This window comes from Baekduia alba (genome assembly GCF_028416635.1).
GTDB lineage: Bacteria > Actinomycetota > Thermoleophilia > Solirubrobacterales > Solirubrobacteraceae > Baekduia > Baekduia alba.
Genome location: NZ_CP114013.1, coordinates 2368340 through 2382799, shown reverse-complemented (window position 1 = coordinate 2382799; position 14460 = coordinate 2368340). Strand labels below are relative to the sequence as shown.

Sequence of the window (14460 nt, the reverse complement as noted above, 5' to 3'; positions counted from 1 at the left end):
CTGCTCGCGCCGGCGGACCACGAGCGATTTCGAGGAGGAGGCTGCCATGACCCCGTCCCTGCCCGCCGCGCCGAGCCTGGAGCAGCTGCGCCGCCAGGCCAAGGAGCTCGCCCGCGCCCATGCGCGCGGCGACGCCGCCGCCCTGGAGCGCGCGGCCGCGCACCGCGCCGACCCGAAGAAGCCGTTGAAGCTCGCGGGCGCTCAGCACGTCCTGGCGCGCGAGTACGGCTTCGCGTCCTGGCCGCGGATGCGCGCCTACGTCGAGCGTGCGTCGCTCTACGGCGAAGGGCTGGAGCACGCGTTCCACGAGTCCGTCGACTACTACGAGGGACGCGCCGACGGGCTGCTGGCCAGCGCGCAGGACGGAACGCCGGAGGCGACCATGCGCTTCGAGGCCGAGCGCGCGGAGCTGACGCCGGCGGGCGCGCGGGCGATCGTCGCGCACCGGCACGGGTTCGAGACGTGGTCGGCGCTCAAGCGCCATGTCGTGGCGCTGCGCGAGGACGGCGACCCGTTCCGGCGCGCCTACGAGGCGATCGAGGCGGGCGCCGACGGGTCGCTGCGCCAGCTGCTGGAGCGCTTCCCGGAGCTGGCGCGGGCCAACGGGACCAACGGCAACGCGTTGATCAACATGGCCTCCGACGTCGGCTCGCTGAAGGTGCTGATCGCCGCGGGCGCCGACGTCGCGCATCCCAACGCGCACGGCTGGACGCCGCTGCACCAGGCCGCCTACTCCGACCGCGTGGACCTGGCCGAGGTGCTGCTGGCGGCCGGCGCGCCGGCGGACGTGAGCGCGCGCGGGGCCGGCGGGACGCCGCTGGTGGTCGCGCTGTTCTGGGGCCACCGCGCGGTCGTCGAGGTGCTGCTGGCGGCCGGGCGCTGGCCGGACAACCTGCGCGTCGGGGCGGGGACGGGCGACCTGGACCGGATCGCCGAGCTGGTCGGCGAGGACGGGATCGTCAGCGACGCGGCGGGCGCGCTGCGCGGCTTCTACCGGCCGCACGGCGGGTTCCCGGCGTGGACGCCCGTCGACGACCCGCAGGAGATCGTCGACGAGGCGCTGTCGTGGGCGGCGCGGGCCGACCGGGTCGAGGCGGTCGAGCTGCTGGTGGCGCGCGGCGCGCGGGTCGAGGCCGACGTCTACCGCGGCACGGCGCTCACGTGGGCCGCGGCGCAGGGGCGCGTCGCCGCGGTGCGCACGCTCGTCGCGCTGGGCGCCGACGTCGACCAGCGGGCGACCTTCGGCGGCCCCTCGCACGGCCAGCGCGTGACCGCGCTGCAGATCGCCGCGCAGGCCGGCCGGCGCGACGTGGTCGAGACGCTGCTGGAGCTGGGCGCCGACCCGACCCTGCGCGACGCGCTCTACGACGGCCCGGCGTCCGGCTGGGCCGCGCAGGGCGGCAACGCCGACCTCGCCGCGCTGCTGCGCGAGCGCGAGGCCGCGGCGGGCTAAGCCGCCGCGGGCGGCTCGTCGTCGTCGCCGTCCGGCTCGTCGTCGCCGTCCGGCTCGGCGTCACCGGCCTCGGCGACGGCCTCGGCCGGCGCGACGTCGACCACCGGCGCCGCCTCGGGCGCGAGCGGCTCCGCCGCCTCCGCCTCGGCGTCCGCCGCGGGCGTCAGGCCCTCGGCGGCCGGGTCCGCGGCGTCGCCCTCCTCGGCGTCGGCCACCAGCGCGGCCTCGTTGGCGGCCTCGGCCGCGGCGTCGAGGCCGATCGGCTCGCCGTCCTCCCCCATCTGCTGGGTCGTCGGCGACGAGCCGGCGCGGGCCTCGCCGGCGCGCAGCAGGCGCTCGCGGAGGTCGGCCTCCTCCTCCGGTGAGGGATCCCACTCCTCGACGTCGGGCAGATCGTCGAGCGAGGCCATGCCGAAGAGCTTCAGGAACAGCGGCGTCGTCCGGTACAGCACGGCGCCGAAGGGCGAGCGGCCGGACTCCTCGATCAGGCCGCGCTCCAGCAGCGTCCCGGCGGCGCTGTCGGCGCTGACACCGCGGATGCGGGTGATCTCCGGGCGTGACACCGGCTGCAGGTAGGCGATGATCGCCAGCGTCTCGGCCTGGGCGGGCGACAGCGGCGGCGTCCGCGGCTTGGACAGCAGCCGCCGCGCGGCGTTCTCGGTGTCCGCCGCCGTCGCAAGCGTCCAGCCGCCGGCCAGCTCGCGCAGCTCCAGCCCGCGGGCGCCTGGCGCGAACGCCTCCTGCAACTCGGCCAGCGCCTCGACGAAGTCCTCCTCGGAGCACTCGCACGCGGCGATCAGCTCGACCTCGGTGACCGGCTCGGCCGAGAGGAAGAGGAGCGCCTCGACGGTGCGCGCGAGCTCGCTCACGCGGCGGCAGTGCGCGCGGCCGCGGGCACCGAGGCGTCGGCCGCACCCGAGCGGATCTCGATCTCGCCGAACGGCTCGTCCTGCGACCACGTCGCCTCGCCCTGCTTGTAGAGCTCCAGCAGCGCGAACAGGGTGACGCACACGGTGACGCGATCGGCGCCGGCGACGGCCGCCTCGAACGTCGTCCGGCCCGGCGTGCGCAGCAGGCGGCGCAGGTGCGCGAGGCGGTCGGCGACCGACACGCGCGGGATCGTGAGGTGCCTGATGTCGACCTTCGGCGGCATCGTCAGCAGCGACCCGATGGCCTTGCCCAGCCGCGCCGGCTTGTAGACCGACTCCAAGTCCATGATGTCGGTCGAGCGCAGGTGCGACGGCAGCGGCGCGCTGCGGAAGCGGACGCCGTCCTCGCCGTGCAGCTTCTCGATGAGGTGCAGCGCCGCGCTGCGGTAGCGCTTGGCCTCGAGCATGCGCGCCAGGAGCTCCTCGGCCGCGATGTCGGGCTCGACGTCCAGCAGCTCCTCGTCCTCGCGCGGGAGCATGAGCCGCGACTTCAGCTCCAGCAGCGCCGCGATCAACACCAGGAACTCGGTCGCCACCTCGAGGTCGAGCTCGCCCCGGGACTCGAGGACGTCGATGTAGGACAGCACGACGTCGGCCAGCTCGACCTCCAGCAGGTCGACCTCCTCGCGGAGGACGAGCGTCAGCAGGAGGTCGAACGGACCCGTGAAGACCTCGAGGTCGAGCTCGAGCTCGGCGACCAGCGTGCTCATACCCGGGGGACCGTAGCGACCGGTCCCGACGGTCAACGCCCGAAAGGCCGCAAACAGCGAGGATCTAGCCCCGTGGGCGGGGCCCCACGCCCATCGCCTCGCGCACGTCGGCGAGGACCGGGCGCGTGATCGCCCGGGCCTTCTCGGCGCCGGCCGCGAAGATGTCCTCCAGCGCGTCCTCGTCGGCCCGGAGCTCGACGTAGCGCTCGCGCACGGGCGCGAGCAGCGCGTTGACCGCGTCGGCCGTCGCGACCTTGAGGTCGCCGTAGCCGCGCGCGCCGGCCAGCGACGCCGTCGCCTCCTCCACGGTCGTCCTCCGCGCGGCGGCGAGGATGTCCAGGAGGTTCGAGACGCCCGGCTTGGACTTGTCGCGCACGATCCGCGGCGGGTCCTCGGAGTCGGTGACCGCGCGCTTGAACTTCTTCTCGACGGCCTGCGCGTCGTCCAGGACGTGCACCGTGCCCTCCAGCGACGCGCTCGACGTGGACATCTTCGAGGTCGGGTCCTGGAGGTCCATGATCCGCGCGCCGACCTCCGGGATCTTCAGCTCCGGGACGACGAGCACGTCGCCGAAGCGCTCGTTGAAGCGCTGGGCGACGTCGCGCATCAGCTCGACGTGCTGGCGCTGGTCGTCGCCGACCGGCACCTCGTCGGCGCGGTAAGCCAGGACGTCGGCGGCCATCAGCACCGGGTAGGTGAAGAGGTCGGAGGAGACGAGGTCGCGCTGCTTCGCGGACTTCTCCTTGAACTGGTGCATGCGGTTGAGGTCGCCGTGCGCGGTGACCGCGCCGAGGTGCCACGCGAGCTCGGTGTGCTCGGGCACGTCGGACTGGCGGATGAAGATGCAGCGGTCGGGGTCCAGGCCGGCCGCGAGGAGGATCGACGCGGTGTCGTAGACCCGCTCGCGCATCTCGCCCGGGACCCACGGCACGGTCATCGCGTGCAGGTCCACGACGCAGTAGATCGCGACGTCGCCGGCGTCCGCGGCCCGCTGCTGGCCCTCGACGTACTGGACGATCGCCCCGATGTAGTTGCCCAGGTGCTTGCGGCCGGTGGGCTGGAGTCCACTGAAGATGCGCATCGGTTGGGAAGTCTATGAAGCGCGCGCCGCACCTCGCGGCTTGGTTCGAACCCGGGCCGGGTAGCGCTGCGGCGTGGATCCCGTCAGCCGCACGCCGACCAAGCCCATCGACTACGCCGCGCTCAGCGCCGGCTACGGCGCGCTGACCGGCGCGCTGCTCGTCGGCGCGCGCGTGAAGGGGGCGGAGCCGATCCGGCCCGCCGAGCTGCCCGTGCTGGGCCTCGCGACGTTCGCGCTGGCCAAGTTGGTGGCCAAGGAGAAGGTCGACTCGTGGGTCCGCGAGCCGTTCCTGGAGGAGCGCCCGGACGGCGAGCGGCGGCCGAAGGGCCGGCGGATGCGCTACGCGGTCGGCGAGCTGCTCAGCTGCACGCGCTGCGTCGGATCCTGGAGCGCTCTGGGACTCGTCGGGATGCGCATGCTGCGACCGCGCGAAGCCCAGGTCGTCCTCCCCGTGCTCGCGCTCGCCGCGGCCAACGACTGGCTGCAGACGGGCTTCACGACGCTGTGCGCGCAGGCCAACGTCGCCCAGCAGCGCGCGGCGACGCCGGCCGAGGCGGGCGCGGCCGACAACGTCCGCCGCTTCGAGCGCCCGCGCGGCTGACCCCACCGGCGCACCGCATTCCTGATCGGTCGCCGCGACGAAGCTTTCCCACAGCCCCGACTCGCGTCTGTAGCCTGACCGCGTGAATGTCGCGGCCTTCGTCGCCGCGGTGGTGGTCCTGTCGCAGGTCCACCCGACTCCGGCACGTGCGGGTGCACCGGACACGGTGAGCCGGCAGCTGATCGCACGCTTCTCCAGCACCACCGCCGCGTCCCATGCGTCGTCCGCCGCCGCCCGTGCGGGCGGCCTGGTCACCCGGCGGCTGGGGTCGATCGACGCCGTCGTCGTCCGGCCGCGCCACGGGATCGCGCTCGCCGCGCTGCGCAGGGCCCTCGAGCGCCGTCGCGACGTCCGCTACGTCGAGCCCGACGTGATCCTCACCAAGAGCGTCACGCCCGACGACCCCGACCTCCTGCGCCAGTACGCGCTCGGCGACGGGACCGGCTCGATCTCCGCGCGCGAGGCGTGGGACAAGCGCACCAGCTGCGCGAAGGTCGCCACCCTCGACAGCGGCGTCGAGTACGCCCACCCCGACCTGAAGGCCAACATCTGGCACAACCCGCACGAGATCGCGGGCAACGACAAGGACGACGACCACAACGGCTACGTCGACGACTACTACGGCGTGAACATCCCCAAGGGCCGGGACTCCGCCACCGACGACGACGGCCACGGCACCCATGTCGCCGGGATCATCGGCGGGCGGACCAACAACGCGACCGGGATCGCCGGGACGTGCTGGACGACGACGATCGTCCCGGTCCGCTTCATGGACTCGCGCGGGCGCGGCTCGACCTCCGACGCGATCGCCGGCATGCAGTACGCCGCCCACGCCGGCGCCAAGGTCATCAACTGCTCGTTCGGCGCGCCGACCGCGTCCAAGGCGCTGCACGACGAGATCGAGGACGTCAAGGGCAAGGGCGTCCTGGTCGTCGTCGCGGCCGGCAACGACGGCAAGGACCTCGCCTCCGACCCCTCCTACCCCGCCAGCTACGCCGACGGCAACATCATCTCGGTCGCGGCCACGACGGCCGACGACACGCTGGCGAGCTTCTCGAACTTCGACGCCAAGGGCGTCGACCTCGCGGCGCCCGGCGACTCGATCCTCTCGACCTACCCGACCGACCGCTACAAGGTGCTGAGCGGCACGTCGATGGCCGCGCCGTTCGTCACCGCCGCCGCGGCGATGCTGCGCGCCAAGGACCCCAAGGCGTCCTACAGCGAGATCCGCCAGCGACTGCTGAGCAGCGTCGACCATCTCCAGTCCTTGCAGGGCAAGGTCTCCAGCGGCGGCCGGCTGGACCTCCACCGCGCGCTGGACGAGGGCTCGTGACCCCGCTCCTCTACGGCCTCGGCGGGTTCTGCGTGCGGCGGCGCTGGATCGTCGTCGGCGTGTGGGTCGTGATCGTCGCCACCCTGGCGATCTGGGCGCGCGCCGCCGGCCCCAACACCACCGACAACCTCACGCTGCCGGGCAGCGACAGCCAGCAGGCGACCGACCTGCTCACCGCGCGCTTCCCCCAGCAGGCCAACGGGACCAACCCCGTCGTCCTCACCGCGCCCGCCGGCAAGAAGGTCACCGACGACGCCTACCAGCAGCCCATCGCGGACGCCGTCGCCGCGTTCAAGACCGACCCCGACGTGCGCGACGCGACGAGCCCCCTGTCGCAGGCCGGTGCGTCGCTGCTCTCCCAGGACCAGCGCATCGGCGTCATCGCGCTCAACCTGCGCGCCGCCCCCAGCGACCTGACGACCGACGACGCGCAGCGCATCGTCGACGAGGCCGGGCCGCTCACGAAGGCCGGCCTCGCGGTCGCCGCCGGCGGCTACGTCGGGCAGAAGGTCTCCAAGCCCGAGACGCACTCCAGCGAGGCGGTCGGGCTGAGCATGGCGGTGCTCGTCCTGCTGCTCACCTTCGGGACCGTCGTCGCGATGGGCCTCCCCATCGTCACGGCGCTGCTCGGCCTGGTCAGCGGCCTGTCGATCATCACGCTGATCAGCCACGTCGCCGACGTCCCGACCGTCGCGCCGACGCTGGCGACGATGATCGGCCTCGGCGTCGGGATCGACTACGCGCTGTTCATCGTCACGCGCCATCAGGAGCAGCGGCGCTCGGGCCTCGCCACGCGAGAGTCGATCGCGCGCGCCACCGCCACGTCCGGCGGCGCGGTCGTGTTCGCCGGCACGACGGTGATCGTCGCGCTGCTGTCGCTCGCCGTCGTCGGCATCCCGCTGGTGACGACGCTCGGCTACACGGCGGCGATCGTCGTCCTCGTCGCGATGGCCGCCGCGACCACGCTCCTGCCGGCCCTGCTGGCGATCCTCGGCGACCGCATCGACGCGCTCGCGCTCCCGCACCGCCGGCGCGCCGACGCGACCGCCGGCGCGGCGCGTCCGCACGGCTGGGAGCGCTGGGCCGAGGGCGTCGCGCGCCGCCCGGCCGTGGGGACGCTGGCCGCGCTCGCCCTCCTGATCACGCTCGCGATCCCGGCGCTCACGCTCTACCTCGGCCAGCAGGACAACGGCGCGCTGCCGACCGACACGCAGGCGCGCCGCGCCTACGACGGGATGACGGCGGCGTTCGGCGTCGGCTCCAACGGGCCGCTGCTCGTGGCGGTCGACCTGTCGGCCAAGCCGGCGACCGGCGCGGACGACGCGCGGCTGGCGGCGCTGAGCAAGGACATCGGGTCGACCAAGGACGTGGCGTCGGTCTCACCGCCGTCGGTCAACGGCGACGGGACCGCGGCGGTCCTGACCGTCACGCCCAAGACCGCGCCGTCCGACCAGGCCACCGAGCAGCTCGTGCGCCGCCTGCGCGAGACGACGATCCCGGCGGCGACCAAGGACCAGCAGATGACCGCCGACGTCGGCGGCACGACCGCCGGCTACGTCGACCTCGCCGACGAGATCTCCGGCCGGCTGGTCCTGACGATCGCGGTCGTCGTCGGCCTGAGCTTCCTGCTGCTCGTGCTCGCGTTCCGCTCGCTGGTGATCCCGCTGACCGCCGGGATCATGAACCTCATCTCGATCGGCGCGGCGTTCGGCGTCGTCACCGCGGTCTTCGAGAAGGGCTGGGGCGTCGGGATCGTCGGCCTCGACGACTCGGTGGCGATCGTCAGCTACGTGCCGTTGATGATGTTCGCGATCCTGTTCGGGTTGTCGATGGACTACGAGGTCTTCCTGATGACCCATATCAAGGAGGCCTGGGAGCGCACGCACGACAACCGCCAGGCGGTGATCGACGGCGTCGCGCACACCGGCCGGGTCATCACCTCGGCCGCGCTGATCATGGTCAGCGTCTTCTTCGCCTTCATCTTGAACGGGGACCCGACCGTCAAGCAGTTCGGGGTCGGGATGGGCGTCGCGGTCGCGGTCGACGCGACGGTCGTGCGCTGCCTGCTGGTCCCGTCGGTCATGACGCTGCTCGGGAAGGCGAACTGGTGGTTCCCGTCGTGGCTGGACCGTGTCGTGCCGGACTTCTCGATCGAGGGCGCGGAGTGGTTCCGGCAGCGGGATCGCGAAGCCGCCGCCGGCGCCGTGGCCGAGACGGCGTCGCCGGTGGTGCCGGTCGGCGTGGCCGAGAAGTCCGTCCCCAAGTCCCCCTGAGCTCCTAGACCGGAGGCCGTTCCGATGCACATGCCGCGCGCAGGTCTCGTCGTCGCCGTCGCGCTGATCGCCGCAGCGGCCCTGCCGGGAGCGGCGTCGGCGAGCGCGCCGGGGTGGTCGACCCCGCACACGGCGTCCGTGGTCCCGGTCGGCGTCTACGCCGCGGGACCCAACGGGCAGGGCGTGCAGCTCTTCGGCAGCAGCGGCGCGTCACAGGCGCGGATCGCGCAGATGCGCGCGATCAAGGCCGACGCGACGCAGGGCGGCGTCGTGCCGGTCGACGCCGGCGGCCGGCCGGGGTTCGACGAGCCCGCCGTGGCCGTCAACGCCGGCGGCCGGCTCGTGGCCGCGTGGAACCTCGACACGCTCCAGGCCGGGCCGTTCGGGCTGGCGGCCGCGCTCGGGGCGCGGACCGCGTTGCCGAGGACGGCGACCGTGCTGCCGACCGTCGGGAGCGCCGACGCGGTCGCCGCGGCGATCACCCCGGATGGCACGGGGATCGTGACGTGGGTCGAGGACTTCGCGACCACGGCGACCCCGAGCACGGTGCGGGCCGCGACGCTGCGCGCGGGCCAGCCACCGCAGGTGGTGACGCTCGCCACGCCGGCGGCCGGCACCGTCCTGCTCAACCTCGCCGTCGCCGTGGACGCCAACGCCCGGCCGGTGGTCACCTGGACCGGGAGCACGCCCGCCGGGACCACGCTGGACGTCGCTCGCGGCGACGGCGCCGGCGGCTTCGCGGCGCCGGTCGAGCAGCCGCTGACGACGACCCAGGACCCGCACGTCACGACGGTCGTGCAGGCCAGCGGCGCGCTGACGGTCGTATGGAGCGACGGCGGGGCCACCGCGCCCGCCGGGCCGCTGACGGTCCGGACCGCCGACCTGGCGGCCGGGAGCGCGACCCTCGGCGCTCCGCGCACGCTGGCGACCACCGCGCCGGGCTGGTTGCCCAGCGTGGCCGGCGCGCTCAACGGCCGCGTCGCCGTCTTCTACGCCGTCGGCTCCGGCGGCAAGACCGGCGTCTCGCTGCGCATCACGCTGCGCTCGACCTCCGGCGGCTGGGGCTCGGCCCATGCCGTCGGCCCATCGGGCAGCCGGTCGGTCCGGAACATGGGCGCCGGCGTCGACGCCTCCGGCCGCGCGGTGATCCTGTGGGACGACGGCTCCGCCTCGTCGACCCCGAGCCGCATCCTCGCGGCCCGTTCGAGCTCCTCCAGCGACCCGCCGGGCACCTACCACCAACTGCCTCAGCGCTCCGGCGACGCCCGCTGCGCGACGCCGACCCTGATCCTGTCGACCTCCGGCGACGGCCTCGGCGCATGGCAGTGCAACGCGACCTCGACGAAGGCCGGCCAGCCGCGCCTGGCGCGGCTGACGAAGGCGTCGTAGGCGCGCGCCGGAGGTCGACGGCGGATTGGGGTTCGTATGGAATCCCGAACTGCCGTCGACCGGACGCCGCGGAGGATCGGTGGCGGCGGAGACGCCACCGACGCGCGACCGCGCTCGCGCTCGCGGCGCCACGGCGGCCGACCGCGGCCAGCAGCGAGACGCGCCTCCACCGAGCGTGGAGGCGCGTCGACCGCGGTGGCGCTAAGCCGCGTCGCCCAGCGGCTGGCGGATGATCGGCCTCTTCGCCGCCGCCGCCTCGTCCATGCGGCGGACGGGTGTGGTGTAGGGAGCGTTCTGGGCGATGAGGGGGTCGTCGCCGGCTTCGGCGAGGATCTGCGCGATCGCTTCGGCGAAGCCGTCGAGCGTCTCCTTGGTCTCGGTCTCCGTGGGCTCGACCAGCAGCGCCTCGTCGACCAGGAGCGGGAAGTAGACGGTCGGCGGGTGGTAGCCGTGGTCCAGCAGGCGCTTGGCCAGGTCCAGGGTCTTGATCCCGAGGTCCTTCTTCATCGGGGAACCGGACAGGACGAACTCGTGCATGCAGAGGTCGCCGAAGGCCAGCGGCAGCTTGTCGGCCACCCCGTGCTCCTTGAGCTTCGCGAGCAGGTAGTTGGCGTTGAGCACCGCCGTCTCCGACGCGTCGGTCAGGCCGTCGGCCCCGAGCGAGCAGATGTAGGCGTAGGAGCGCACGAAGCACCCGTAGTTGCCCTGGAACCCACGCAGCCGGCCGATCGACTTCTCATAGCCGTGGTCGTCGAGATCGAAGACCCCGTCGTCCTGCTTGACGATCCGCGGGTTCATCAGGTACGGCCGCATCCGCTCGCTCACCGCGATCGGTCCCGAGCCCGGACCGCCGCCCCCGTGGGGCTGGGTAAACGACTTGTGCAGGTTGAAGTGCACGATGTCGAAGCCCATGTCGCCCGGGCGGGCCTTGCCCATGATCGCGTTCAAATTCGCGCCGTCGTAGTACAGCGTCGCCCCGACGTCGTGGACGATCTTCGCGATCTCCGTGATGTTGGGGTCGAAGACGCCCAAGGTGTTGGGGTTGGTCAACATCAGGCAGGCGACGTCCTCGTCGGCCTTGGCCCGCAGATCGTCGAGGTCCACACCGCCGTCGGGGTTGGTCCCGACCTTGACGACCTCGAAGCCGGCCATCGTCACCGTCGCCGGGTTCGTCCCGTGCGCGGTGTCCGGGGTCAGCACCTTGTGCCGCGTCTGCCCGCGATCCTCATGAAACGCCCGCGTCAGCAACACGCCCGCCAACTCGCCGTGCGACCCGGCCGACGGCTGCAGCGAGACGTGCGGCAACCCGCTCACCTCGCCCAGCGCCCGCTCCAGGTTGTACATCAGCTCCAAAGCGCCCTGCGAGCGCTCCGGCGACTGCAGCGGATGCAGCCGCGAATGCCCGGGCAACGCAGCGACCCGCTCGTGCAGCCGCGGGTTGTGCTTCATCGTGCACGACCCCAGCGGATAGAAGCCCGTGTCGAGGTCGAAGTTGCGGCGCGACAGCTTGACGTAGTGGCGCACCAGCTCCGGCTCGCTGACCTCGGGCAGGCGGGCGGCGGCGTCGCGGCGGAACCGCGGCGGCAGCACCGAGTCGCGATCGACCTCCGGCACGTCGAGCTTCGGCGCGACGAACGCGCGCCGGCCCGGGGCGCCCTTCTCGAAGATCGTCGTCGCGCGATCGCGCTGCATCGGCGTCGCGCCTTCCGACGACACCGGGATCTCGTGATGCAAGGAATGGGCCTCGATGCCGGGGTCGCCGTGGAGCTTGTTGTCGTTGAACGTCGTCATGCCGACGCCCCCACGGCCGTGCGCTCGGCCGCGACCGCGGCGCCCAGCACCTCGACCAGCCGATCGATGTCGGCCTTCGACCGCTGCTCGGTCAAGGCCACCAACAACCCGTCGGGGAGCTCGTCGTAGTCGCGCCCGAGCGCGTAGCCCGGGTTGACGCCCTCGTCCTGGCAGCGCCGGATCACCGACGCGACGTCGCAGCCCGGCAGCGACAGCGCGAACTCGCGGACCACCGGCTGGGAGTGCAGCGCCTCGACGCCGTCCAGCGCGACCAGCTGCTCACGCGCGTAGTGCGTGCGCTGCAGCAGCAGCTCGCCCAGGTCGACGAGCCCCTGCTTGCCGAGCCACGTCAGGTACACCACGCCCGCCAGCGCGTTCAGCGCCTGCGCCGTGCAGATGTTCGACGTCGCCTTCTCACGCCGGATGTGCTGCTCGCGCGTCTGGAGGGTCAGCACGAACCCGCGCCGACCGTCGGCGTCCACGGTCTCACCCGCGATCCGCCCCGGCATGCGCCGCAGGTAGGCCTCGGTCGCCGCGAAGAAGCCGAACGACGGCCCGCCGAAGTCCAGGCGGTTGCCCAGCGTCTGGCCCTCGCCCACACAGACGTCCACGCCACACTCACCCGGCGGCTTGAGCACGCCCAGCGGAATCGGGTCGTACTGGCCGACCACCACGGCCGGCGAGTCCTTCGCCGCCGACGCCAGGGCCGTGGCATCCTCCACCGCGCCCAGGAAGTTCGGCTGCTGGAAGAAGACCGCGCCGGTCTCGCCGTCGATCGCCGCCGCCCACGCCTCAGGATCGGTCACACCATCACGAAGCGGCACCTCGACGATCTCCGCACCGAACCCGTGCGCGTAGGTCTGCAGCGTCTCACGCGAATGTGGGTGCAGCCCGCGCGAGACCACGAACTTCGGCTTGCCGTTGGCCAGCCGCGCCAAATACCCCGCGGAGGCCACGGCCGAAGGCCCCTCGTAGACCGAGGCGTTCGAGACCGGCAACCCTGTCAACTCCGAGATCGCCGTCTGGTACTCGAACATCGCCTGCAGGTTGCCCTGCGAGACCTCCGGCTGATACGGCGTATACGGCGTCAAGAACTCCGACCGCCCCAACAGCATGTCGATGACCGCCGGGACGTAGTGGTCGTACATGCCCGCACCGAGGAACGTGATCTCGTCCTCGGCCGAGACGTTGCCGGCGGCCAGCGCACGCAGATGCGCGTACACCTCCTGCTCCGGCAGGCCCGCGGGAAGATCCAGCGAGCGCCCCAGCCGCACGTCGGCCGGGATCTGGCGATCGAACAGCTCCTGGATGGAGCTGACGCCGATCGCGGAGAGCATCTCCGCAAGATCGGCGTCGGTGACGGCGGTGTACTGCGTCAAGAGGGTCCTTCGGGGTTAGGAGAGCGTCGCCTCGTAGGCGGCGGCGTCGAGCAGGCTCGCGATCTCGCCCTCGTCGGAGAGCTTGACCTTCACCATCCAGCCGTCGCCATAGGGGTCGTTGTTGATGTTCTCGGGCGTGTCGCCCAGGCCGAGGTTGACCTCGACGATCTCGCCGCTCAGCGGCGCGACCACGTCGGAGACGGCCTTGACCGACTCGACCTCGGCGTAGGACTCGCCGGCGGAGACGGACGAGCCGACCTCCGGCGGGTCGAAGAACACGACCTCGCCCAGGGCGTCCTGGGCGTACCAAGTGATCCCGAAGACGGCGGTGTCGCCGTCGATGCGGGCCCAGTCGTGCTCGGAGTGGTAGAGCAGTTCGGTGGGGTAGCTCGCGTCGGCCATGGCGCGGCAGCCTACTTCTTGTAGAGGGGCTTCTTCGCGACGGTAGCGCTGCGCACCCTGCCGCGGACGTCGATCTCGAGCTCGGTGCCCTCGGTCGCCTTCTCCGACGGTACGTAGGCCATGCCGATCCCGATCTCCAGCGAAGGCGACATCGTGCCCGACGTCACCTCACCGCCGCCGACGATCGCGTTGCCTTGGCGTGCGATCCCGGAGGCCATCGTGAACGCCACCAGCTTCTCGGACGGACCGGCCTCGCGCACCGCGCGCACCGCCTCGGATCCGATGAAGCCCGTGTCCTCCTTGACCGCCCAGCCGAGGCCGGCCTCGATCGGGCCGCGCTCCTCCATCAGGTCGTTGCCGTAGAGGTGGTAGCCGACCTCCAGGCGCAGCGTGTCGCGCGCGGCCAGGCCGGCGGGGACGGCGCCGCGGCGCACGACCTCGTCCCAGACCATCGGCGCGTCGGCGGGGTCGATCAGCAGCTCGACGCCGTCCTCGCCCGTGTAGCCGGTGCCGCAGACCAGGACGTTCTTGCCGCGCAGCATCTTGTGCCGGCAGGTGAAGCGGTCCGGAAGCGGGCCGTCGGAGAACGCGCCGACGATCTCGCGCGCCTGCGGGCCCTGGACGGCGAGCATCGCGTACTGGTCGGCGACGTCCTCGACCGTGACGTCGAAGCCCTCCGCCTGCTTGGCGAACCACGCGAAGTCCTTCTCGTGGTTGGCCGCGTTGGTGACGGTCAGGAACGCGTCGGCGCCGAGGCGGTAGGTGAAGAGGTCGTCGATCACGCCGCCGTCCTCGCGGCACAGCACCGAGTACTGCGCGCCCCCGGTCTGGAGCTTGGTGAGGTCGTTGCTGAGGATGCGCTGGAGGAACGCCTCGGCGTCCGGGCCGGACGTCGCGATCTCGCCCATGTGCGAGACGTCGAAGACGCCCGCGGTCGCGCGCGTCGCGAGGTGCTCCTGCTTGACGCCCTCGTACTGGACGGGCATCTCCCAGCCGGCGAAGGGGACCAACTTGGCCCCGGCGGCGACGTGCCGGTCGTACAGCGGCGTGCGCTTCAGCGCGGTGTCGATGGAGGCAGCGGACACGCCGGCGAGGCTAGCAGTCGGCCCCTGCCTCCTC

12 protein-coding genes are annotated in these 14460 nt (G+C 72.7%); 5 read left to right on the top strand and 7 right to left on the bottom strand.

The features are described 5' to 3' along the window. Positions 1-46: 46 nt before the first annotated feature. On the top strand, positions 47-1453 hold the full coding sequence (locus tag DSM104299_RS11910) for an ankyrin repeat domain-containing protein (protein WP_272477530.1): 1407 nt from the start codon (positions 47-49) through the stop codon (positions 1451-1453). On the opposite strand, the gene scpB is transcribed toward DSM104299_RS11910, so the two are convergent. From scpB to trpS, 3 genes are all read right to left on the bottom strand, one after another. Continuing rightward, positions 1450-2322, bottom strand: coding sequence for an SMC-Scp complex subunit ScpB (gene scpB / locus DSM104299_RS11905; protein ID WP_272477529.1), 873 nt, complete (start codon positions 2320-2322; stop codon positions 1450-1452). The genes DSM104299_RS11910 and scpB overlap by 4 nt on opposite strands. Further along, positions 2319-3092, bottom strand: a complete 774-nt coding sequence (locus tag DSM104299_RS11900) for a segregation and condensation protein A (RefSeq protein ID WP_272477528.1) — start codon at positions 3090-3092, stop codon at positions 2319-2321. Before DSM104299_RS11900 ends, scpB begins: the two co-directional genes overlap by 4 nt. Before the next feature lie 64 nt (positions 3093-3156). Further along, positions 3157-4173 (bottom strand): tryptophan--tRNA ligase, encoded by a 1017-nt coding sequence (gene trpS, locus DSM104299_RS11895; protein WP_272477527.1) that lies wholly within the window; start codon positions 4171-4173, stop codon positions 3157-3159. A 73-nt stretch (positions 4174-4246) separates the two neighbouring features. On the opposite strand from trpS, the gene DSM104299_RS11890 reads away from it, so the two are divergent. The 4 genes from DSM104299_RS11890 (at position 4247) to DSM104299_RS11875 (ending at position 9769) form a co-directional block, all read left to right on the top strand. Continuing rightward, on the top strand, positions 4247-4774 hold the full coding sequence (locus DSM104299_RS11890; protein WP_272477526.1) for a DUF1360 domain-containing protein: 528 nt from the start codon (positions 4247-4249) through the stop codon (positions 4772-4774). An 82-nt stretch (positions 4775-4856) separates the two neighbouring features. Further along, on the top strand, positions 4857-6107 hold the full coding sequence (locus DSM104299_RS11885; RefSeq protein ID WP_272477525.1) for a S8 family peptidase: 1251 nt from the start codon (positions 4857-4859) through the stop codon (positions 6105-6107). Then, positions 6104-8380, top strand: a complete 2277-nt coding sequence (locus tag DSM104299_RS11880) for an MMPL family transporter (protein ID WP_272477524.1) — start codon at positions 6104-6106, stop codon at positions 8378-8380. The genes DSM104299_RS11885 and DSM104299_RS11880 overlap by 4 nt, the downstream gene beginning before the upstream one ends. A 30-nt stretch (positions 8381-8410) precedes the next feature. Next, positions 8411-9769: a hypothetical protein gene (locus DSM104299_RS11875; protein WP_272477523.1), complete on the top strand. Its 1359-nt coding sequence runs from the start codon at positions 8411-8413 to the stop codon at positions 9767-9769. Between the two features lie 201 nt (positions 9770-9970). Here the strand turns inward: DSM104299_RS11875 and gcvPB are convergent, their stop codons facing one another. The 4 genes from gcvPB to gcvT form a co-directional block, all read right to left on the bottom strand. Continuing rightward, a complete protein-coding gene (gene gcvPB / locus DSM104299_RS11870) occupies positions 9971-11461 on the bottom strand; it encodes an aminomethyl-transferring glycine dehydrogenase subunit GcvPB (protein WP_432419780.1) in 1491 nt (496 codons plus the stop codon). A 95-nt stretch (positions 11462-11556) separates the two neighbouring features. Further along, a complete protein-coding gene (gene gcvPA / locus DSM104299_RS11865; RefSeq protein WP_272477521.1) occupies positions 11557-12939 on the bottom strand; it encodes an aminomethyl-transferring glycine dehydrogenase subunit GcvPA in 1383 nt (460 codons plus the stop codon). A gap of 15 nt (positions 12940-12954) precedes the next feature. Then, the gene (gene gcvH, locus DSM104299_RS11860; RefSeq protein WP_272477520.1) at positions 12955-13341 is read right to left on the bottom strand and encodes a glycine cleavage system protein GcvH; all 387 of its coding nucleotides are present in this window, start codon (positions 13339-13341) and stop codon (positions 12955-12957) included. A gap of 11 nt (positions 13342-13352) precedes the next feature. Continuing rightward, positions 13353-14426, bottom strand: a complete 1074-nt coding sequence (gcvT, locus tag DSM104299_RS11855) for a glycine cleavage system aminomethyltransferase GcvT (RefSeq protein WP_272477519.1) — start codon at positions 14424-14426, stop codon at positions 13353-13355. Between the last annotated feature and the right edge of the window lie 34 nt (positions 14427-14460).

Coding starts and splice junctions, on each gene's coding strand:
- DSM104299_RS11900 (WP_272477528.1), bottom strand. CDS start 3,092: ATGAGCACGCTGGTCGCCGAGCTCGAGCTCGACCTCGAGGTCTTCACG.
- DSM104299_RS11875 (WP_272477523.1), top strand. CDS start 8,411: ATGCCGCGCGCAGGTCTCGTCGTCGCCGTCGCGCTGATCGCCGCAGCG.
- gcvH (WP_272477520.1), bottom strand. CDS start 13,341: ATGGCCGACGCGAGCTACCCCACCGAACTGCTCTACCACTCCGAGCAC.
- trpS (WP_272477527.1), bottom strand. CDS start 4,173: ATGCGCATCTTCAGTGGACTCCAGCCCACCGGCCGCAAGCACCTGGGC.
- gcvPB (WP_432419780.1), bottom strand. CDS start 11,461: ATGCAGCGCGATCGCGCGACGACGATCTTCGAGAAGGGCGCCCCGGGC.
- DSM104299_RS11910 (WP_272477530.1), top strand. CDS start 47: ATGACCCCGTCCCTGCCCGCCGCGCCGAGCCTGGAGCAGCTGCGCCGC.